This window comes from Streptomyces caatingaensis, from assembly GCF_001187435.1.
Classification (GTDB): domain Bacteria; phylum Actinomycetota; class Actinomycetes; order Streptomycetales; family Streptomycetaceae; genus Streptomyces; species Streptomyces caatingaensis.
The window spans coordinates 114392-134246 of the sequence record NZ_LFXA01000011.1 but is presented as its reverse complement, the minus strand read 5'-3'; the positions used below and the strand labels follow the sequence as shown (position 1 = coordinate 134246).

Here is a 19855-nt window from a genome sequence, read left to right as displayed (position 1 = left end):
CGCTCCACTCTGACAGCGGGAGGAGATCTTTTGTCCCTTTTGTGGCGGAGGCCACAGGGTGGTGAGGCGTGAGGGGAAATGCCCCGCCCCGCCTCCGCCTCCGGGGGGGCCGCATCAGCGGAACGTGTGCCACGTGTGCGCCACGTCGACCACCACATGGTTCCCCATCTGGAACGCCCGGAACGGCAACCGCGACCGCACGCCCAGCCCCACCAGCGTCTCCCCCTCGAAGCTGCCCCCGAAGCGCGCGTCCCGGAAGGTCCGGTAGCCCGTGAGGTCCACGCCCGGCAGCGGATGCCCCGGCCGGGCCGGATAGCGCGGGCCGCCCGTCTCGGGGTCGTGGCTCGGGGCCGCGACGCGGATCTCCAGGATCGCGCCGCCGGACACCGGCACCACGTCCCCGGAACCGTCCTGATACAGCCTCCGCACATACCCCACCCGGTACCCGATCGGGTGACCGTCGGTGGTGTGCACGTCGAAGACCATGCGGTCGAAGCAGCGGTGGCGCCCGGCCCGGACGTCCGTCAGCGGGTGGTACTCGGAGTCGGTGCGGACCTTGGTGCGGCTGCCCCAGCCGATCCGGCAGCTCGCGCCCGGGGCCTCCCCGGCGCCCTTGGACGTCTCCGACGCGACCGCCCCCGTGGCCGCCACCAGCCCGGCGCCCGCCAGCATGAGCGTGGCCAGTGCGGTCCTCAACCGTCGCATTGCTACCCCCAGCCGTCGAGTACGGGCGCCCGGTCCGGCCCGTTCCAGGCGGGATCATGCCGGACCGTTCCACCAGGCGAGGAACCCGGCGAGCAATTCCGGCCAAGTGCGACTAATCACGCCATAGGACACCTGGCCCGGGGCGCCCGGCCGGGGGCACCCACGCGGAAAGGGCCGCCCCCACGGAGGGAACGGCCCTTGACCACAGCGGATGGCGTCAGCCCTCGACGCCCAGCTTCTCCAGGATCAGCTCGCGCACCCGCGCCGCGTCCGCCTGACCGCGCGTGGCCTTCATGACCGCGCCGACGAGCGCGCCCGCCGCCGCGACCTTGCCGGCGCGGATCTTGTCGGCGATCGCCGCGTTGGCCGCGATGGCCTCGTCCACCGCCGCGCCCAGCGCGCTGTCGTCCGAGACGACCTTCAGGCCGCGCTTCTCGACGACCGCGTCGGGGTCGCCCTCGCCCGCGAGCACGCCCTCGATGACCTGGCGGGCCAGCTTGTCGTTGAGCGCGCCCTCGGCGACGAGCGCCGCGACCCGGGCGACCTGCGCCGGGGTGATCGGCAGCGCCGAGAGCTCCGTACCGGACTCGTTGGCGCTGCGGGCCAGCTCACCCATCCACCACTTGCGGGCGGCGGCGGAGTCCGCGCCGGCCTCGGTGGTGGCGACGATCAGGTCGACCGCGCCCGCGTTGAGGATCGACTGCATGTCGTGCTCGGAGACGCCCCACTCCTCGCGCAGCCGGTTGCGGCGCACGCGCGGCAGCTCGGGCAGGGTCGCCCGCAGCTCCTCGACCCACTCCCGGGAGGGGGCCACCGGCACCAGGTCCGGCTCGGGGAAGTAGCGGTAGTCCTCGGCCTCCTCCTTGATGCGGCCGGAGGTCGTCGACCCGTCGTCCTCGTGGAAGTGGCGGGTCTCCTGGACGACCTTGCCGCCCGCGTTCAGCACGCCGGCGTGGCGGCTGATCTCGTAGCGCACGGCGCGCTCGACGGACCGCAGGGAGTTGACGTTCTTCGTCTCCGAGCGGGTGCCGAACGTCTCGGTGCCGTGCGGGCGCAGCGACAGGTTGACGTCGCAGCGCATCTGGCCCATCTCCATGCGGGCCTCGGAGACGCCGAGCGCCTTGATGAGCTCGCGCAGCTCGGCGACGTACGCCTTGGCGACCTCGGGGGCGCGCTCCCCGGCACCGGTGATCGGCTTGGTGACGATCTCGATGAGCGGGATGCCGGCGCGGTTGTAGTCGAGCAGGGAGTGGGACGCGCCGTGGATGCGGCCGGTGGCGCCGCCGACGTGCGTCGACTTGCCCGTGTCCTCCTCCATGTGGGCGCGCTCGATCTCCACGCGGAAGACCTCGCCGTCCTCCAGCTGTACGTCGAGGTAGCCGTCGAAGGCGATGGGCTCGTCGTACTGGGAGGTCTGGAAGTTCTTCGGCATGTCCGGATAGAAGTAGTTCTTCCGGGCGAAGCGGCACCACTCGGCGATCCGGCAGTTGAGCGCGAGGCCGATCTTGATCGCGGACTCGACGCCGACGGCGTTGACGACCGGCAGGGCGCCGGGCAGGCCGAGACAGGTGGGGCAGGTCTGCGAGTTGGCGTCGGCGCCCAGCTCCGTGGAGCACCCACAGAACATCTTGGTCTTGGTGCCGAGCTCGACGTGGACCTCCAGGCCCATGACGGGGTCGTAGGACGCCAACGCGTCCTCGTACGGCACCAGTTCAGTGACGGTCACGGAAAACTTACCTCTCAGTCCCGGCTCAGCCCGCGAGGACGTCGTCGCTGTTCATCCGGCGCAGCTCGCGGACGAGCAGGGCGACGCCGGTGACGATGGCGGCGGCCGAGACGACCGCGTCGACGAGCTGGAGGGTGTCCTGCTCGTGGCGCGCCTTCTTGGCCTGCTTGGCGATGCTCACCGCGCCGAACAGCGTGGTGCCGATGGACAGGTACGTGCCGGCCTTGGACTTCTTGAAGCCCTTGGCCTTCTTCAGGGCGCTGGTCTTCTCGGTGCTCACAGCGACGGTGCCTCCTCCAGCAGCGGGTGGCCCCAGCGGTCGTGGAACGCGGCCTCGACGGCGGCGCCGACCTTGTAGAGCCTGTCGTCCTTCATGGCCGGGGCGATGATCTGGAGCCCCACCGGGAGCCCGTCCTCCGGGGCGAGGCCGCACGGCAGCGACATGGCCGCGTTGCCCGCCAGGTTGGTCGGGATGGTGCACAGGTCCGCGAGGTACATCGCCATCGGGTCGTCGGCGCGCTCGCCGATCGCGAAGGCGGTGGTCGGCGTGGTCGGCGAGACCAGGACGTCGACCTGCTCGAAGGCCTTCTCGAAGTCCCGCGTGATGAGCGTGCGGACCTTCTGGGCGGAGCCGTAGTACGCGTCGTAGTAGCCGGAGCTGAGCGCGTACGTGCCGAGCATGACGCGGCGCTTGACCTCGGGGCCGAAGCCGGCCTCGCGGGTGAGCGCGGTGACGTCCTCGGCGGACCGGGTGCCGTCGTCGCCGGCGCGGCGGCCGTAGCGCAGGCCGTCGAAGCGGGCGAGGTTCGAGGAGCACTCGGACGGCGCGATCAGGTAGTAGGCGGCCAGCGCGAGGTCGAACGAGGGGCAGTCCACCTCGACGATCTCGGCGCCGAGCTCCTTGAGCAGCTCGACGGACTCGTCGAACCGCTGGAGGACGCCGGCCTGGTAGCCCTCGCCGCGGAACTGCTTGACGACGCCGACGCGCATGCCCTCGACGCTGCCGTTGCGGGCGGCCTCGACGACCGGCGGGACCGGGGCGTCGATGGACGTCGAGTCCAGCGGGTCGTGGCCGGCGATGACCTCGTGCAGCAGGGCCGCGTCCAGGACCGTACGGGCGCAGGGGCCGCCCTGGTCGAGGGAGGACGAGAACGCCACCATGCCGTAGCGGGAGACCGCGCCGTAGGTCGGCTTGACGCCGACCGTGCCGGTGACGGCGGCGGGCTGGCGGATGGAGCCGCCGGTGTCCGTGCCGATGGCGAGCGGGGCCTCGTACGAGGCGAGGGCCGCGCTGGAGCCGCCGCCGGAGCCGCCGGGGATCTTGGTGAGGTCCCAGGGGTTGCCGGTCGGGCCGTAGGCGCTGTTCTCGGTGGACGAGCCCATGGCGAACTCGTCCATGTTCGTCTTGCCGAGGATGACGACGTCCGCGTCCTTGAGGCGCTTGGTGAGCGTCGCGTCGTACGGCGGGATCCAGCCCTCGAGGATCTTGGAGCCGACGGTGGTCGGCACGCCCTCGGTGGTGAAGATGTCCTTCAGCGCGAGCGGGACGCCGGCCAGCGGGCCGAGCTTCTCGCCGCGGGCGCGCTTCTCGTCCACGGCGCGCGCCTGGGCGAGGGCGCCCTCGCGGTCGACGTGCAGGAAGGCGTGGACCTTCTCGTCGACGGCGTCGATGCGGGCCAGGTGGGCCTCGGTGACCTCGACGGCGGTGAGCTCGCCGGAGGCGATCTTCTCCGCGATCTCGGCGGCCGTGAGCTTGATGATGTTGATGTTGGCCGTCATGACGGTCCTAGTCCTCCCCCAGGATCTGCGGCACCTTGAAACGCTGCTGCTCCTGGGCCGGGGCGCCGGACAGCGCCTGCTGAGGGGTCAGCGACGGACGGACCTCGTCCGCGCGCATGACGTTGGTCAGCGGCAGCGGGTGGGAGGTCGGCGGGACGTCCTGTTCGGCGACCTCGGAGACGCGGGCGACCGCGCCGATGATGTCGTCGAGCTGGGTGGCGAAGTGGTCGAGCTCTTCGTCCTTCAGCTCCAGACGTGCCAGCCGGGCGAGGTGGGCGACCTCCTCGCGCGTGATGCCAGGCATGCAGCGATCCTCAGGGTGAGTGTGGTGGTTTCCGCCCAATCCTATGGCGCGGCACGGCCTGACCGCGAAACGGTTCGGCTTCCCCTTCGGGGGAGGGGGCCCCGGACCCCGCTCCCGGAGGGGGTGCCCCCGCCCTCGCCCCCGCTACGTCACCGGCTGGTCCGCCCCCGCCGGCGGGGCGTCGGCCGGGGCGGGAGCCGGCGCGGGCTCGGGCGCGCCCTCGCGCAGCCGCAGCCACGCCGTGGTCTCCTCGGGCGGCATCGCCGCCGCCACCAGCCACCCCTGTACCGCGTCGCACCCGAGATCCCGCAGCCGCTCCCACGTCTCGTCGTCCTCGACGCCCTCGGCGACGACGAGGAGGCCGAGCGAGTGGGCGAGGTCGAGCGTGCAGCGGACGATCTCAGCGTCCTCGTTGTCGATGGCCAGCCGGGCCACGAACGACCGGTCGATCTTGAGCTCGCTGACCGGCAGCCGCCGCAGGTGCACCAGGGACGAATAGCCCGTGCCGAAGTCGTCGAGGGACATCTTCACGCCGTGCCCGGTGAGCCCCGCGAGCGTGTCGGCGGCCCGCTGCGGGTCCTCCAGGAGGACGTGCTCGGTTATCTCGAGCTGGAGGGCGCCCGGCGGGACGCCGTGGCGGGCGAGGCGGGCGGCGACCGCCCCGGCGAAGCCGGGCGTGTGGACGTCGCGCGGCGAGACGTTGACGGCGACCGGCACCTCCAGCCCCATGGCCCGCCACCGCGCGACCTGCCCGAGGGCGGTCTCCAGCACGTACTCGGTGAGCCGGGGCATCAGCCCGGAGGACTCGGCGATGGCGATGAACTCGTCCGGCGAGACCCGGCCGCGCTCCGGGTGCACCCAGCGCACCAGCGCCTCCAGCCCCTCGACGTGCCCGTCGAAGCGGACCTTCGGCTGGTAGTGCAGCTCCACCTCGCCGGCGTCGAGGGCGCGCCGCAGGTCGCCCAGCAGGCCGAGCCGGTCGGGGGTGTTGCCGTCGCGCCGGGCCTCGTAGACCTCGACGCCGCTGCGGTCCCGCTTGGCCTGGTACATCGCCACGTCGGCGCGGCGCAGCAGCCCTTCGGCGTCGGTGGCGTGGTCGGGGTAGACGGCGACGCCGGCGCTGGCCTCCAGGACGAGGGTGAGCCCGTCGAGGTCGAGGGGCGAGCCGAGGGAGGCGACGAGGGCGCGGGCGACGCGCTGGGCGCTGGTGAGGGAGTCGGTGACGGGCAGCAGGACGGCGAACTCGTCGCCGCCGAGCCGGGCGGCCTCGGCGTCGCGCGGCAGCGCCTGCCGCAGCCGGGCGGCGAGCTGGAGGAGCAGCCGGTCCCCGGCGAGGTGGCCGAGCGTGTCGTTGACGGACCGGAAGCGGTCGAGGTCGATGAGGACGAGGGCGGCGCGCTCGCCGGTCTGTTCGGCCTCGTCGATGGCGGCCCAGGTGCGCTCCAGCAGGCACTGCCGGTTGGGGAGGCCGGTGAGGGGGTCGCGGAGCTGCTCCTCGGCGCGGGCGTGGGCGATCCAGAGGGTGGAGTCGAGGGCTATGAGCGGGACGGCGAAGAGCGGCAGCAGCAGCGGGGCGTGGTCGGCGACGACGGCGATGAGCGGGGCGATGCCGAGCAGGGCGCCGCCGACGAGGGCCTGGCGCAGCAGGGCGATGCGGGCGACGGCGCCGGTGAGCCGGGCGTGCGGCGGGGCGAGGTGACGCCACAGCAGGGCGCGGGTGACGGCGAGGTGGACGAAGGCGGCCAGGGCGATGCGCGGGAGGTCGCCGAGCTCCCAGCGGTCGGGCAGCCACGGCCGTTCGACGGAGGCGTGGACGCCCCAGGCGATGAGCGCGGAGCCGCCGGCGGCGACCCCGAGGACGTCCACCGCGCAGTGGAGTAACGCCTGGCGCCAGCGGTGCCGGCGGGCCGTGCCGACGAAGGTGACGACGGCGATGCTGATCAGGGCGGCGGGCAGCCAGCCGTAGAGCAGCAGGACGGCCAGGGTGAGGGCGGCGCCGGAGCCGGTGCCGCCCCACCAGCGGTCGCGGCCGAGGGCGACCAGGTGGGCGACGATGAGCGCGGTCAGCGTGGCCAGGGACCAGCCGACGGTCTGTCCGGGGAAGAGCGCGCGCCCCTCGGCGACCGCGTCGCGGATGCCGAGGGCGAGGACCAGCAGCGCCAGGGGCACGCAGACGACCGGGAGTGCGGGCGGGGGGTCCCGGCGCAGTCGCGATGCCGGTTCGGCGCTGTCGGTGGTGGGTTTCATGCCCGTCCCTCTCACAGCCGGCGGTGCCCGCGCCACGGCAGGCGCACATCAACAGTAGGCCGCAGAAGGCTACGACGGGCAGCGATCGGCAGCGGTTGCCCGAACGGGATCCGCCCCGCCCGGGCCGTCCTGTAAGCGCTGTAGGGGTAATGCCCGCTGGTCCGGCGGGCATTACCCGGATCCGGCGGGCGGGCGGCGTCAGCCCGCCGGGGTGACCTCCTGGGGAACGGCGGCCTCGCGGGCGGCCTCCGGCCCCTGGCCGAGCAGGACGGCGAAGCCGTCCTCCTCCAGCACGGGGACCTTCAGCTGCATCGCCTTGTCGTATTTGGAGCCGGGGTTGTCGCCGACGACCACGAAGTCGGTCTTCTTCGAGACCGATCCGGTCACCTTGGCGCCCCGCTGCTGGAGCGCCTCCTTGGCCGCGTCGCGCGTGTACGAGGAGAGGGTGCCGGTGACGACGACGGTGAGGCCGGCCAGCGGGCGCGGCCCCTCGTCGGCGGCGGTGGCCTCCTCCTCCATGCGGACGCCGGCGGCCTTCCACTTCTCGACGATCTCGCGGTGCCAGTCCTCGGCGAACCACTCCTTGACGGAGGCGGCGATGGTGCCGCCGATGCCCTCGACGGCGGCCAGCTCCTCCTCGCTCGCCTCGGCGATCCGCTCGACCGAGCGGAACTCGCGGGCCAGCTCGACCGCGGCGACCGGGCCCACGTGCCGGATGGACAGGCCGGTGAGCACCCGTGACAGGGGCCTCTCCTTGGCCTTCTCCAGCTCGCGCATCAGCCGCTTGGTGTTCTCCTTGGGCTCGGCCGGGAGGGTGCGCTTCTCCTCGCCCCGGCCGGTGGTCCTCGGCCGGCCGTAGAAGTAGGGCGCGAGGACGCGGTCGTCCTCCTTGGCGCCCTTGCGGGTGTCGCGGCGCCACATCTTGATGTCGCGCAGGTCCTCGACCTTCAGGTCGAAGAGGTCGGCCTCGGAGGTGAGGGCCCGGGGGCCCTCGTCGGGGCTGGTCAGGGCGCGGACGGTCTCCTCGCCGAGGGCCTCGATGTCCAGCGCCTTGCGGCCGGCGAGGTAGAAGATGCGCTCGCGCAGCTGCGCCGGGCAGGAGCGGGCGTTGGGGCAGCGGAGGTCGACGTCGCCCTCCTTCATCGGGCGCAGCGCGCTGCCGCACTCGGGGCACTCGGCGGGCATGACGAACTCCCGCTCGCCGCCGGCCCGCAGGTCGACGACGGGGCCGAGGATCTCGGGGATGACGTCACCGGCCTTGCGCAGCACGACGGTGTCGCCGATGAGGACGCCCTTGGCCTTGACGACCTCCTGGTTGTGCAGGGTGGCGAACTCGACCTCGGAACCGGCCACGGTGACGGGCTCGACCACCGCGTACGGCGTGACGCGGCCGGTGCGGCCGACGCCGACGCGGATGTCGAGGAGCTTGGTGTTGACCTCCTCCGGGGGGTACTTCCAGGCGATGGCCCAGCGGGGCGCGCGCGAGGTGGAGCCCAGGCGCCCCTGGAGGGGGACCTCGTCGAGCTTGACGACGACGCCGTCGATCTCGTGCTCCATGGAGTGCCGGATCTCCGGCTTGCCGTAGTGGGCGATGAACTTCCGCACCCCGGCCAGGGAGTCGACGACCTTCGCGTGGGCGGCGGTCGGCAGCCCCCACTCGCGCAGCAGCTCGTACGCCTGGGACTGGCGCTCGACGGCGAAGCCCTCGCGGGCGCCGACGCCGTGCACGACCATGTGCAGGGGGCGGGTGGCGGTGACGCGCGGGTACTTCTGGCGCAGCGAACCGGCCGCCGCGTTGCGCGGGTTGGCGAAGGGCGGCTTGCCGGCCGCCACGAGGCGGGCGTTGAGCTCCTCGAACTTCTCCATGGGGAAGTAGACCTCGCCGCGCACCTCGACCAGGGCCGGGATCCGGTCGCCCTTGAGGCGGTGCGGGATCTCGGAGATGGTGCGGATGTTGGGCGTGATGTCCTCGCCGGTGCGGCCGTCGCCGCGGGTGGCGGCGCGGGTGAGGCGGCCGTGCTCGTAGGTGAGGTTGACGGCGAGGCCGTCGACCTTGAGCTCGCAGAGGAAGTGGTAGCGGGAGCCCTCGCCGATGTCCTTGGCGATGCGGTCGGCCCAGGCGGCCAGCTCGTCGTCGGAGAAGGCGTTGTCCAGGGAGAGCATGCGCTCGCGGTGCTCGACGGAGGTGAACTCCGTCTCGTAGGAGCCGGCGACCTTCTGCGTCGGCGAGTCGGGCGTGCGCAGCTCCGGGTGCTCCTCCTCCAGGGCCTCCAGTTCGCGCATCAGCCGGTCGAACTCGGCGTCGCTGATCGTCGGGGCGTCCTTGACGTAGTACCGGAAGCGGTGCTCCTCGATCTGCTCGGCGAGGCGGGCGTGCCGCTCCCGCACCTCCGCCGTGGGTCCGCCGCCCTGTTCGACAGCCACCGTCTCTTCCTCCCGTTGCTCCATGGGCGCCGTCACTCCGGGTTGTCCGCGAGCGATCGTGCCGCCCGGACGCAGTGGGCGAGGACAGAACGGGCATATGCGGGCGAAGCACCCGCGAGCCCGCACGACGGGGTGACGACGACGGACTCCGCGAGAGTCGCCGGCGACAGCCCCAGCCTGCGCCACAGCGTCCTGACCCCCATGACGCTACCGGCAGGGTCGGACAACGGGCCGTCCACGCCGGGCACCACGCCCGCGAAGAGCGTCGTCCCCGCCTCGACGGCCTCGCCGAGCGCCTCGTCCTCACGCTCGGTGAGCAGGGAGAAATCGAACGAGACTCCGGTCGCGCCGGCCCTCCGCAGCAGCGCGAACGGCACGCCGGGGGCGCACGAGTGGACGACGAGGGCGCCGTCCGCCTCCCGCGCGACCGCGGCGAGCTCGCGCAGCGCGCCCTCGGCGACGGCCCGGTCCACCGCCCGGTGGGTGCGGTAGCCGCTGGCCGTACGGACCTGTCCGCGCAGCACGGCGGGCAGCGACGGTTCGTCGAGCTGGAGGACGAGGCGTGCGCCCGGCACCCGGCGCCGCAGCTCCGCGAGGTGGCCGCGCAGCCCCTCCGCGAGCGAGGCGGCCAGGTCGCGGCAGGCGCCGGGGTCGGCCAAGGCGGCCTCGCCGCCGCGCAGTTGGAGCGCCGCGGCGAGCGTCCACGGGCCGACGGCCGAGACCTTCAGCGCGCCCTCGTACCCCTGGGTGAACTCCTCCAGGGCGTCCAGGTCCTCGCGCAGCCACGCGTGCGCCCGCCGGGTGTCCCGGCCCGGCCGGTCGCCGATCCGCCAGCCGCTGGGCTCGACCTGGGCGAAGACGTCCACCAGCAGCCCGGCGGTCCGGCCGATCATGTCGGCGCCGGGTCCGCGGGCGGGCAGCTCCGGCAGGTACGGCAGGGTCTCCAGGGACCCCGTGACGATCCTGGCCGCCTCGCGGGCGTCCGTCCCGGGCATGGACCCCACGCCGGTGGCCGTCCCCGGGCACCGGCCGATGATCTCGTTCATCTCGCTCACCCCGGAAGGGTAACGAGGCCGGGGAGGCCGGCGGGCTCAGGCGGCCCGCAGCCCCCGCAGCGCGGCCAGGGCGCCGCCCCCGTAGGCCGCCGCGGCCACGGCGAGCACCACGCCCAGCGCCGTGTACCAGCCGCCGGCCCCCGCGACGACCGCGCTCATCACGGCGACGCCCACGAGGCTGCCGATCTGCCGGTTGGCGTTCAGGGAGGCACTCGCCATGGCGGAGTGCTCCGGCCCCGCGGCCTCCATCAGGGCGCCCGTCATCGCCGGGGAGGCGACGCCGATGCCGGTGTTGAGGACGCCGAGGACGACGGCGAGGACCCAGTACGGCGTGCCGGGCCCGACCGTGAGCGCCAGGACCGGCAGGCCCGCGGCGGCCAGGCCCAGCGAGCCGGCGAGGGCGGCGCGGTTGCCCAGCCGGCGTCCGTAGCGGGTGTAGAGGACGTTGCCCAGCGGCCAGACGAGCTGCGTCGGCAGCATCTCCAGCCCCGCCTCCATCGGGCTCGCGCCCCGCGCCTGCTGGAAGAAGAGGCCGAGGACGAACAGGAGGCCGTAGGCGGCGAAGTTGAAGAGGAAGCCGATCAGACTCGCCGCGCGGAAGCGGGAGTCGGCGAGCAGGGCCCCCGGCAGGATGCGGTCGGCGGCCCGCCGCTCGCGCAGGACGAACGCCGCCGCGCCCAGCACGGCCACGGCGAGCCCGCCCAGCACCCCGGCGTCCGTCCAGCCCCGCTCGGGGCCCTGGATCAGCCCGTAGCTGAGCCCGGCCAGCGCGAGCAGGCCCAGCGCGTGGCCGCCGGCGCCGAGCGCGCCGGGCCGGCCGGGGAGGTCCGCGACGACGCGGCGGGCGAGGACGAGTCCGGCGAGGCCGAACGGCAGGTTGATCAGAAAGATCGACCGCCAGCCGAACGCGTCGACCAGCACCCCGCCCAGCGCCGGGCCCAGCCCGCCCGCCGTGGAGACGATCGCCGACCACAGGCCGAGCACCCGGGCGCGCTCCCGCGCCCCGGGGAAGGCCGCGAGCAGCAGCGTCAGCGAGCTGGGCATGAACAGGGCGGCGCCCGCGCCCTGGAGCAGCCGCCCGGCCAGCAGCACACCGGCCGCCGGGGCCGCCGCGCACAGCAGCGACGCGGCCGTGAACAGCGCCAGCCCGGCCAGGTAGACGCGCCGCGCCCCGTACCGCGCGGCGAGCGAGCCGGCGAGCAGCAGCAGCGAGGCGAAGACGAGGATGTAGCCGCCGACGACCCAGGTGAGGCCGGACAGGGACAGGTGCAGCCCGGTCCGGAGGGACGGGCCCGCGACGTTCATGATCGTGGTGTCGAGCACGGCCATGACGAACCCGAGCGCCAGGGCGAGGAGTTGGAGCCCCTGGCGCGCCGGGAGGGCGGATTCCGGGGCCCCGGCGGGGGCGGCCGTGCGGGAGCGGGATGCGGTGATCATGGAGATAAACTTAAAGCTGTATCGATTACAGCGACAATGGTTACAGCTCGAACTTTACTTACTCCATACGGAAGCCCCCGGGCGCCGGGCACCCGGGGGCTCTCGGTTGCGGACAGGCCGCGGACGAGGTGGCGGACGAAGCGGTGGTCAGGTGGCGGACGAACCGGCCGCTACGCCCCGGTGGGCCCCTCCAGCGCGCGGAACAGCCGGTCCCGCAGCTCGTTCAGCTCCTCCTGCGAGAGGTGGTCGAGCGGGGAATCCTGCCCCATGCGCCGCAGCAGTTTCAGCCGCAACTCCCGCCCCGCCTCGGTCAGGACGAGCCGCTTCGCCCGCCGGTCCTGCGGGTGCGGCTCACGGACGACCAGACCGCGCTTCTCCAGCTTGTCCATGATGTAGGTGACGTTGGGCGGCTCGCAGCTGAGCACCGCGGCCAGCTCGCGCGCCGTCTTCGGATCGCCCAGCTCCTCCAGGGCCTTGGCCTGGGTCAGGGTGAGGTCGAACTCCGCGATCCGGGACCGCCGGTGGGCGTCCATCCGCTTGCCCAGCTCCACGACCAGGAGCCGTATGTCCCGGATCGAGGCCCCGGCCGTCGCGGTGTCCGCTGCGCTGTTCATGGCCTCAACCCTACGCCGCGCCCCGGCGCCCGGGCCGGTCAGCGCCCCGGCCGGACGGACACGTCGTTGATCTCCGCGTCCCGGGGCAGGTCGATCGCGAGCAGGATGGTGCTCGCCACGGAGCCCGGGTCGATCCACTGGCCGGCCTCGTACTCCTTGCCCTCCTGCCGGTGCACCTTCGCCTGCATCGCGGTGGCGGTGCGCCCCGGGTAGACGCTGGTCACCCGCACCCCGTTGGCGTGCTCCTCGCCGCGCAGCGAGTCGGCGAGCGCCTTGAGGCCGTGCTTGCTCGCGGCGTACGCGCTCCACTGCGGGTGCGCGGTGAGGCCGGCGCCGGAGTTGACGAAGACCACGTGGCCCTTGGAGACCCGCAGTTGGGGCAGGAGCAGCCGGGTCAGCTCGGCCGGCGCGACGAGGTTGACGGCGAGCTGGTGCGTCCACGTCCTCGGCGTCAGGTCGCCGACGGGGCCGAGGTCGACCACGCCGGCGATGTGCAGCAGCGAGTCGACGCGTTCGGGCAGGGCCTGGTGGCTCAGCGCCCAGGACAGCCGGTCGGGGTTGGAGAGGTCGCCGACGAGCGTGCGGGCCCCGGGGAAGCGCTCCGCCAGCTCCTTGGCCCGGCCCGCGTCCCGGGCGAAGAGGTACAGCTCGTCCCCGCGCGCGTGCAGCCGCTCGGCGACGACCGCGCCGATGCCCGATCCGGCACCAGTGATCACATGTGTTGCCATGGACCCCAGCTTGCCTCAAACGGGGACGGGTGTACGGCGTGTGGACCCGCATACGCCAGGGAGGCGAGCCGTCTGTACATCCCCCTCCGGTCGTACAGCGGACTCGCCCCCGGCGCGCCCCGCGCGCATCCCCCCGGCGCGCGCGGGCTCCCCCCGGTTCCCCCTCGGTTTCCCCCCGGATTCCCCCCGGTGATCCCCCGCGCCCCATCCTGCCCGGACGGAACCCCCCGGCGGCACCCGCCGACCGTCGGTTCCCGACCGCCGGTCGGCGGGGGTGTGGTCCGGACCAACCGGGCCGGTTGTTATATTTCCTCGCCAGAATCAGCGCAGGAGTGGTGATAGTGATCCGCGTCATGGTCGTTGACGACGAGAAGCTGCTGCGCGCCGGGATACGCAGCATCCTCGAGGCGGAACCGGACATCGAGGTCCCGGTCACGTGCGAGGGGCCGCAGGCCGTGGAGATGGCGGTCCGTCACCGCCCCGACGTCGTCCTGCTGGACATCCGCATGCCCGGCGCCGACGGGATCTCCGTCCTCTCCTCGCTGCTCGCCCTGCCCGACCCGCCGGTGGTGGCGATGCTGACCACCTTCGCCGCCGACGAGGAGATCGCCCCGGCCCTGCGCGCCGGCGCCTCCGGCTTCCTGGTCAAGGACACCGTCCCGGACGAACTCGCCAGCGCCGTCCGGGTCCTGGCGTCCGGCGGGACGATCCTCTCCCCCGCGGTCGCCGACAGCGTCGTCGGCGGGTACCTGCGCGCCCGCGGCGGGGGCCCGCCGGCCTCCCGGCTCGCCTCCCTCACCGACCGCGAGCGCGACGTGCTGGCGCTCCTCGCCCGGGGCCGCTCCAACGCGGAGATCGGCGCCGCCCTGCTGATGGGCACCGCGACCGCCAAGGACCACGTCAGCGCCATCCTCGCCAAGCTGGGCACCGCCAACCGCGTCCAGGCCGCGGTGCTGGCCCACCACTACGGCCTGGTCTCCCTCGACCCGGACACCGCCGCGTGCCCCTGAGACCCCCGCGCTCCCCCTTCGTACGGGACCTGGCCCTCGTCCCCGCCGCGGCCGCCGAGACCCTGGCCATGCGCCCGCTGGTGGGCCCCGCGGAGACGGCCCTGTACGCCGCCACCGTCGCCGCCCTCTTCCTGCGCCGCCGGTGGCCGCTCCCGGTCCTGGCGGCCGCCCTGCCCGTCACCTTCACCGGGCACCTGCTGCTCGCCCCGATGACGGCGCTGTACGAGACGGCCCGTTCGCTGCCCCGCCGCAGGACGGTGGCCGGCTGCGCCGCGGTCTTCTTCCTCGCCGCCCTGGGCCCCTGGCTCCCGCTGTCGGACGGCATCCTCTACGGGGCCGTCTCCTCCGCCCTGATGACGGCGGGCCCGACGGCCATGGGCCGCCTCAGCCGCGCCCGGCGCGAGCTCGCCCGGCACATCGGCGAGCTCTCCCGCGCCCACCGCCGCGAGGCCGAGCTCATCGCCGAACGCGCGGCCCTGACCGAACGCACCCGCCTGGCCCGGGAGATGCACGACGTCGTCTCCTACCGCGTCAGCCTCCTGACGGTCCAGGCCGGCGCCCTGGAACGCACGAGCCCCGACCCCCGGTCCCGCGAGACGGCGGGCGTCATCCGCGAACTGGGCGCCACGGCCCTGCGCGAACTCCGCGACCTGGTGGGCGTGCTGCGCACGGCCCCCTCCGACACCCCCCGCCTCACCGCCCTCCCCGCGCTCCTCTCCACCAGCGCCCTGGACACCACCCTCCACGCCGACCTCCCCGCCCTCACCTCGGTCAAGTGGCCCCCCGCGGTGGAGGAAGCCGCCTACCGCACCGTCCAGGAGTCCCTGACCAACGCCCGCAAACACGCCCCCGGCGCGCGGATCACGGTCTCGCTGAGCACCGCCGAACTCCCCGGCCGCACCGGCCTCTCCGTCACCGTCCACAACACGCCCTCCCCCAGCGCCCCGTCCCCCTCCCTCCCCTCCGGGGGCCACGGCCTCACGGGCCTCCGTGAACGCACCGAGTCCCTGGGCGGCACCTTCACGGCGGGCCCGGCGGAGGACGGGGGCTTCACGGTCCGGGCGGTCCTGCCGGGCGAGGCATCCGCCCGTTGAGCGCCGGCCGGTTCCCGTCCGGGTCCGGCGGCCCGAAGCGGCGGCGGTAGGCCGAGGGGGTCAGACCCGTCTCACGGCGCAGCAGGGCGCGGAGGTTGGCGGGGGTGCCGAGGCCGGTGCGGCGGGCTACGAGGGGGAGGCGGGATTCGCCTCGTTCGAGCATGCGGCAGGCCAGCGCGAGGCGTTCGCGGGTGAGCCAGGCCAGGGGGGTCGTGCCGAGCTGGGCGCGGAAGCGGCGGTGGAGGGTGGCGGGGCTGACGGCGGCGCGGGCCGCCAGGGCGGTCACCGTCAGCGGCTCGTCCAGGTGTTCCTGGGCCCAGGCCAGGACCGGGGCCAGCGATTCGTCCGGGGCGTCGGGGACGGGGCGTTCGATGAACTGCCGCTGGCCGCCGTCCCGGTGGGCCGCGAAGACCAGCCGCCGGCTGACCGCGTTGGCGGCGTCCGCGCCGTGGTCGCGGCGGACGATGTGCAGGCCGAGGTCGAGCGCGGCGGCGCTGCCGGCGGCGGTGAGGATGTCGCCGTCGTCCACGAACAGGACGTTCTCCTCCAGCCGGACGGCCGGGAAGCGGGTCCGGAAGGCGTCCGCCCACTGCCAGTGGGCCGTCGCCCGGCGGCCGTCGAGGACCCCCGCCTCGGCGAGGGTGAACGCGCCGCTGCAGAAGCCCACCAGCCGCGCGCCGCGCGCGTGCGCCCGGCGGACGGCGTCGAGGACGGCCGGGCGGCGGGGGACGCCGACGTCCGGGCGGTTGGGGACGATCAGGGTGTCGGCGGTCTCGGCGGCCGCCAGGTCCGCGACGCCGGTGAGGGTGAAGAAGCCGTCCCGCATCGGCGTCGCGGGCTCCGGCGAGCAGAGCCGGAAGTCGTAGAGCTCACGGCCGAGCTCGGCACGGCGGCGCAGGCCGAACACCTCGGTGGCGCAGCCGAGTTCGAAGGGGTTCGAGTTCTCGTCGACGAGGACGACGACGCGGTGCGGTTGCGGGGATCCTTGCGGCATCTGCGATTCCTAGCACTCACGCCCGCCGCGCGCCCAGGGCGAGGATCACGCCATGAGCAACGAACCCGTCTCCCTCGCCGCCGCCCTCGCCTCCTTCGACGCCCTCTGGAGCCCCCGCATCGTGAGCCGCGTCAACGACTACGACGTCCGCGTCTCCAAGGTCCGGGGCGAGCACGTCTGGCACGCGCACGACGACACGGACGAGTTCTTCCTCGTCCTGGACGGGGAGTTGACCATCGCCCTGCGCGGGGCGGACGGGGAGCGCACCGTCCGCCTGCCGCGGGGCTCGGCCTTCACCGTCCCCCGCGGCACCGAGCACAAGCCCTCCTCCGCCGCCGGCGCCTCGATCCTCCTCTTCGAGCCCGCCGGGACGCGGACGGTCGGGGACCGGCACGAGGAGGTTCCGGGTCATGTCGACGTGACGACGGGGCACGCGCTGGACGCCCGGGGCAATTAGGCGGTTTTCAGCCACCTTTCGTCCCGGTTGGGGACCGATTCTGTCGCGCTCACGTCACAGATCCCCCATGGATTTCGTCGCTTGTACGGGCGTTGTTAGCCTGCCGTGCGCTCGCTTGCCGAGTGCTCGAGCACACCGTTCAACGGGGGAGTTCCACAGCGATGAAAATGCGTCACGTCCGCGCGGCGGCGGTCTTCGGGATAGTCGTCGTCGCCCTGACCGGGGCCCGCGGGCACCACGGCGGCGGCTGCGGAGGGGGCGGATCCAGCCACCACGGCAGCGGTTCGGACTCCGGCTCCGGCTCCGGTTCGGGCTCCGCCTCGGGCGGTACGACGACGGGGACGTCCGGTACGACGGGCGACTCGGCCACCGGCGGCGGCAGCGGCGGCACGTCCGCCGGCGGCGTCCACGGCGGCGGCCGTCGCGACAGCGCGATGCGCGACCTCAAGATCCTCGCCTGTGACTACTCGGACCGCCTCGGCATCACCGCCAAGCTGAGCGCCACCAACAGCAGCACCACCCTCACCTACAACTACCGCCTCACGGTGCGCTTCACCGCCCCGGACGGCACGCGCACGACCCGCACCCCGTCCATCCTCGCCGTCGGCCCCGGCCGCACCGGCACGCAGGACGTCTCCACCCCGTACGTCCCCAAGCCGGGCGCCCCGGGCGGCAGCGGACGCTGCGAGGTCACGGACGTGGTCCGCACGACCGCCTGACCGCGGCCGTCCCCTGCGGCGCCCGGCTCCGGGCGCGGCGGCGGCCCCTCAGCCCCGCCGCGCGGCCGCCGCCCGCTCCGTCGTCGCGATCGTCGCCGACCCGACGACCCGCGTCCCGTCGTAGAGGACGATCGCCTGGCCGGGGGCCACGCCGCGGACGGGCTCGGTGAAGCGGACGTGGAGCTCGTCGCCGACGGGCTCGGCGGTGACCTCCGTCTCGCCGCCGTGGGCGCGGAGCTGGGCGGTGTAGGTGCCGGGGCCGGAGGGGGCGACGCCGCACCAGCGGGGCCTGATGGCGGTGAGGGCGGCGACGTCGAGGAGCTCGGCGGGGCCGACGGTGACGGTGTTGTTCACCGGGGAGATGTCGAGGACGTAGCGCGGCTTGCCGTCGGGCGCGGGGTGACCGATGCGGAGGCCCTTGCGCTGGCCGATGGTGTAGCCGTAGGCGCCCTCGTGGGTGCCGACCTTGGCACCGGTCTCGTCGACGATGTCGCCCTCCGCCCTGCCGAGGCGGGAGGCGAGGAAGCCGCGGGTGTCGCCGTCGGCGATGAAGCAGATGTCGTGGCTGTCGGGCTTCTTGGCGACGGCCAGCCCGCGGCGCTCCGCCTCGGCGCGGATCTCGTCCTTGGTGGTCACGGTGTCGCCGAGCGGGAACATCGCGTGGGCGAGCTGCCGCTCGTCCAGCACGCCGAGGACGTACGACTGGTCCTTCGCCATGTCGCCGGCGCGGTGCAGCTCGCGGGTGCCGTCCTCCTTGACCACGACCGTCGCGTAGTGGCCCGTGCACACGGCGTCGAAGCCGAGGGCGAGGGCCTTGTCCAGCAGCGCCGCGAACTTGATCTTCTCGTTGCAGCGGAGGCAGGGGTTGGGCGTGCGGCCCGCCTCGTACTCGGCGACGAAGTCCTCGACGACGTCCTCGCGGAAGCGCTCGGCCAGGTCCCAGCAGTAGAAGGGGATGCCGATGACGTCGGCGGCGCGGCGGGCGTCGCGCGAGTCCTCGAGGGTGCAGCAGCCGCGGGCGCCGGTGCGGAAGGACTGCGGGTTGGCGGAGAGCGCCAGGTGCACGCCGGTCACGTCGTGGCCGGCCTCGACCGCGCGGGCCGCCGCGACGGCGGAGTCGACGCCGCCGGACATGGCGGCGAGCACGCGGAGCCGGTGCCCCTCGCGGGGGGCGTGGAGATCGGGTGCACCCGGGAAATCAGTCATAGCCACTCCAGGGTACGGGGGCCCGCGCGCGGCCGGACAACGGGTTTCCGGGCCCGTCAGCTCAGGCCCGCGCCCCGCGCCCGCTTCACCACCGGGCCGATCGCCTCGATCACGGCGTCCACGTCCGCCTCCGTCGAGGTGTGCCCCAGGGAGAAGCGCAGCGTGCCGCGGGCCAGCTCCGGGTCCGTGCCGGTGGCGAGGACGACGTGGCTGGGCTGGGCGACCCCGGCCGTGCAGGCGGAGCCGGTGGAGCACTCGATGCCCTGGGCGTCCAGGAGGAGCAGCAGGGAGTCGCCCTCGCAGCCGGGGAAGGAGAAGTGGGCGTTGGCGGGCAGCCGGCCCGCCGGGTCCGGGTCGCCGCCGAGGACCGCGTCCGGCACGGCGGCGCGGACGCCCTCGATCAGCCGGTCGCGCAGGGCGCCGACGGCCCGCGCGAACTCCTCGCGGCGCTCCGCGGCGAGCGTGCCGGCCACGGCGAAGGCGGCGATGCCGGGGACGTCGAGCGTGCCGGAGCGCACGTGCCGCTCCTGGCCGCCGCCGTGCAGCAGCGGCACGGGCGCGTACCGGCGGCCCAGCAGCAGGGCGCCGACGCCGTACGGGCCGCCGATCTTGTGGGCGCTGACCGTCATCGCGGCCAGCCCGGAGTCCGCGAAGCGGACGTCGAGCTGGCCGACGGCCTGCACCGCGTCCGCGTGCAGCGGGACGTCGAACCCGGCGGCGACGTCGGCCAGTTCGCGGACCGGCATGACGGTGCCGATCTCGTTGTTGGCCCACATGACGGTGGCCAGCGCGACGTCGGACGGGTCGCGTTCTATCGCCTCGCGCAGGGCGTCGGGGTGCACGCGCCCGTACGCGTCGACGGGCAGGTACTCGACGGTGGCGCCCTCGTGCGCCGCGAGCCAGTCGACCGCGTCGAGGACGGCGTGGTGCTCGACGGGGCTGGCGAGGACGCGGGTGCGGGCGGGGTCGGCGGCCCGGCGCGCCCAGTACATCCCCTTGACCGCGAGGTTGTCGGCCTCCGTGCCGCCCGCGGTGAGGACGACCTCGCTGGGGCGGGCGCCGAGGGCCTCGGCGAGGGCCTCGCGGGACTCCTCGACGGTGCGGCGCGCGCGGCGCCCCGCGGCGTGCAGCGAGGAGGCGTTCCCGGCGACGGCGAACTGGGCGGTCATCGCCTGCACCGCCTCCGGGAGCATCGGAGTGGTGGCGGCGTGGTCGAGGTAGGCCATGGTGGGGACGATTCTACGAGCCGGAGCGGGGCGCCGTACCCGGCGGTTCCCCTCTCGGCGGCGGGCGCCCGGCCCGCGCGGGGCGGCCCTCCGCCCGGCCCCGGGCACCACCCCGCGCACCGCCCCCGGG

General features: G+C 74.2%; 18 protein-coding genes. 4 read left to right on the top strand and 14 right to left on the bottom strand.

Annotated elements, in window-relative coordinates:
• Nucleotides 1–114: 114 nt before the first annotated feature.
• The 11 genes from AC230_RS18055 to AC230_RS18005 all read right to left on the bottom strand — a co-directional run bounded on the left by AC230_RS18055 (nt 115) and on the right by AC230_RS18005 (nt 13019).
• A complete protein-coding gene (locus tag AC230_RS18055) occupies nt 115–705 on the bottom strand; it encodes an AMIN-like domain-containing (lipo)protein (protein WP_107082173.1) in 591 nt (196 codons plus the stop codon).
• A gap of 217 nt (nt 706–922) precedes the next feature.
• Nucleotides 923–2431, bottom strand: coding sequence for an Asp-tRNA(Asn)/Glu-tRNA(Gln) amidotransferase subunit GatB (gatB, locus tag AC230_RS18050; RefSeq protein WP_049717308.1), 1509 nt, complete (start codon nt 2429–2431; stop codon nt 923–925).
• 25 nt (nt 2432–2456) lie between these two features.
• On the bottom strand, nt 2457–2711 hold the full coding sequence (locus AC230_RS18045; RefSeq protein ID WP_049717307.1) for a hypothetical protein: 255 nt from the start codon (nt 2709–2711) through the stop codon (nt 2457–2459).
• Nucleotides 2708–4210, bottom strand: coding sequence for an Asp-tRNA(Asn)/Glu-tRNA(Gln) amidotransferase subunit GatA (gene gatA, locus AC230_RS18040; RefSeq protein WP_049717306.1), 1503 nt, complete (start codon nt 4208–4210; stop codon nt 2708–2710). The genes AC230_RS18045 and gatA overlap by 4 nt, the downstream gene beginning before the upstream one ends.
• Nucleotides 4211–4217: 7 nt before the next feature.
• Nucleotides 4218–4514 carry an Asp-tRNA(Asn)/Glu-tRNA(Gln) amidotransferase subunit GatC gene (gatC, locus tag AC230_RS18035; RefSeq protein WP_049717305.1) on the bottom strand — a complete coding sequence of 99 codons (297 nt, stop codon included), beginning with the start codon at nt 4512–4514 and terminating at the stop codon, nt 4218–4220.
• A 144-nt stretch (nt 4515–4658) separates the two neighbouring features.
• A complete protein-coding gene (locus AC230_RS18030; protein ID WP_049717304.1) occupies nt 4659–6761 on the bottom strand; it encodes a putative bifunctional diguanylate cyclase/phosphodiesterase in 2103 nt (700 codons plus the stop codon).
• Between the two features lie 198 nt (nt 6762–6959).
• Nucleotides 6960–9185: an NAD-dependent DNA ligase LigA gene (ligA, locus tag AC230_RS18025; RefSeq protein ID WP_049717482.1), complete on the bottom strand. Its 2226-nt coding sequence runs from the start codon at nt 9183–9185 to the stop codon at nt 6960–6962.
• 32 nt (nt 9186–9217) lie between these two features.
• Complete coding sequence (locus AC230_RS18020; protein ID WP_049717303.1) at nt 9218–10231, bottom strand: methionine synthase; 1014 nt, start codon at nt 10229–10231, stop codon at nt 9218–9220.
• Nucleotides 10232–10276: 45 nt separating this feature from the next.
• Nucleotides 10277–11677: an MFS transporter gene (locus AC230_RS18015; protein WP_078871349.1), complete on the bottom strand. Its 1401-nt coding sequence runs from the start codon at nt 11675–11677 to the stop codon at nt 10277–10279.
• A 170-nt stretch (nt 11678–11847) separates the two neighbouring features.
• On the bottom strand, nt 11848–12291 hold the full coding sequence (locus AC230_RS18010; RefSeq protein ID WP_049717302.1) for a MarR family winged helix-turn-helix transcriptional regulator: 444 nt from the start codon (nt 12289–12291) through the stop codon (nt 11848–11850).
• A 38-nt stretch (nt 12292–12329) separates the two neighbouring features.
• Nucleotides 12330–13019 carry an SDR family oxidoreductase gene (locus tag AC230_RS18005; protein WP_049717301.1) on the bottom strand — a complete coding sequence of 230 codons (690 nt, stop codon included), beginning with the start codon at nt 13017–13019 and terminating at the stop codon, nt 12330–12332.
• Nucleotides 13020–13351: 332 nt separating this feature from the next.
• On the opposite strand from AC230_RS18005, the gene AC230_RS18000 reads away from it, so the two are divergent.
• Nucleotides 13352–14029: a response regulator gene (locus AC230_RS18000; RefSeq protein ID WP_338399810.1), complete on the top strand. Its 678-nt coding sequence runs from the start codon at nt 13352–13354 to the stop codon at nt 14027–14029.
• The gene (locus AC230_RS17995) at nt 14020–15123 is read left to right on the top strand and encodes a sensor histidine kinase (protein ID WP_049717299.1); all 1104 of its coding nucleotides are present in this window, start codon (nt 14020–14022) and stop codon (nt 15121–15123) included. Before AC230_RS18000 ends, AC230_RS17995 begins: the two co-directional genes overlap by 10 nt.
• Here the strand turns inward: AC230_RS17995 and AC230_RS17990 are convergent.
• Nucleotides 15080–16117 carry a GlxA family transcriptional regulator gene (locus AC230_RS17990; protein WP_049717298.1) on the bottom strand — a complete coding sequence of 346 codons (1038 nt, stop codon included), beginning with the start codon at nt 16115–16117 and terminating at the stop codon, nt 15080–15082. The two genes, AC230_RS17995 and AC230_RS17990, sit on opposite strands and share 44 nt — an antisense overlap.
• 52 nt (nt 16118–16169) lie before the next feature.
• Here AC230_RS17990 and AC230_RS17985 point away from each other — a divergent pair, with 52 nt between their 5' ends.
• Together AC230_RS17985 and AC230_RS17980 are read left to right on the top strand one after the other, a co-directional pair.
• Nucleotides 16170–16574 carry a cupin domain-containing protein gene (locus AC230_RS17985; protein ID WP_049717297.1) on the top strand — a complete coding sequence of 135 codons (405 nt, stop codon included), beginning with the start codon at nt 16170–16172 and terminating at the stop codon, nt 16572–16574.
• Between the two features lie 161 nt (nt 16575–16735).
• On the top strand, nt 16736–17293 hold the full coding sequence (locus tag AC230_RS17980) for a hypothetical protein (protein WP_157868598.1): 558 nt from the start codon (nt 16736–16738) through the stop codon (nt 17291–17293).
• Nucleotides 17294–17341: 48 nt separating this feature from the next.
• Here the strand turns inward: AC230_RS17980 and mnmA are convergent, their stop codons facing one another.
• Nucleotides 17342–18499: a tRNA 2-thiouridine(34) synthase MnmA gene (gene mnmA / locus AC230_RS17975; protein ID WP_049717295.1), complete on the bottom strand. Its 1158-nt coding sequence runs from the start codon at nt 18497–18499 to the stop codon at nt 17342–17344.
• Between the two features lie 56 nt (nt 18500–18555).
• Nucleotides 18556–19725 carry a cysteine desulfurase family protein gene (locus AC230_RS17970; RefSeq protein ID WP_049717294.1) on the bottom strand — a complete coding sequence of 390 codons (1170 nt, stop codon included), beginning with the start codon at nt 19723–19725 and terminating at the stop codon, nt 18556–18558.
• Nucleotides 19726–19855: the final 130 nt, after the last annotated feature.

Excerpts from the sequence above, each read along its gene's own strand:
- gatC (WP_049717305.1), bottom strand. The coding sequence starts at position 4,514 with ATGCCTGGCATCACGCGCGAGGAGGTCGCCCACCTCGCCCGGCTGGCA.
- AC230_RS18055 (WP_107082173.1), bottom strand. The coding sequence starts at position 705 with ATGCGACGGTTGAGGACCGCACTGGCCACGCTCATGCTGGCGGGCGCC.
- AC230_RS18010 (WP_049717302.1), bottom strand. The coding sequence starts at position 12,291 with ATGAACAGCGCAGCGGACACCGCGACGGCCGGGGCCTCGATCCGGGAC.
- AC230_RS18005 (WP_049717301.1), bottom strand. The coding sequence starts at position 13,019 with ATGGCAACACATGTGATCACTGGTGCCGGATCGGGCATCGGCGCGGTC.
- mnmA (WP_049717295.1), bottom strand. The coding sequence starts at position 18,499 with ATGACTGATTTCCCGGGTGCACCCGATCTCCACGCCCCCCGCGAGGGG.
- AC230_RS18030 (WP_049717304.1), bottom strand. The coding sequence starts at position 6,761 with ATGAAACCCACCACCGACAGCGCCGAACCGGCATCGCGACTGCGCCGG.
- AC230_RS18015 (WP_078871349.1), bottom strand. The coding sequence starts at position 11,677 with ATGATCACCGCATCCCGCTCCCGCACGGCCGCCCCCGCCGGGGCCCCG.
- AC230_RS17970 (WP_049717294.1), bottom strand. The coding sequence starts at position 19,725 with ATGGCCTACCTCGACCACGCCGCCACCACTCCGATGCTCCCGGAGGCG.
- AC230_RS17980 (WP_157868598.1), top strand. The coding sequence starts at position 16,736 with ATGAAAATGCGTCACGTCCGCGCGGCGGCGGTCTTCGGGATAGTCGTC.
- gatA (WP_049717306.1), bottom strand. The coding sequence starts at position 4,210 with ATGACGGCCAACATCAACATCATCAAGCTCACGGCCGCCGAGATCGCG.
- AC230_RS17985 (WP_049717297.1), top strand. The coding sequence starts at position 16,170 with ATGAGCAACGAACCCGTCTCCCTCGCCGCCGCCCTCGCCTCCTTCGAC.
- AC230_RS18020 (WP_049717303.1), bottom strand. The coding sequence starts at position 10,231 with ATGAACGAGATCATCGGCCGGTGCCCGGGGACGGCCACCGGCGTGGGG.
- AC230_RS17990 (WP_049717298.1), bottom strand. The coding sequence starts at position 16,117 with ATGCCGCAAGGATCCCCGCAACCGCACCGCGTCGTCGTCCTCGTCGAC.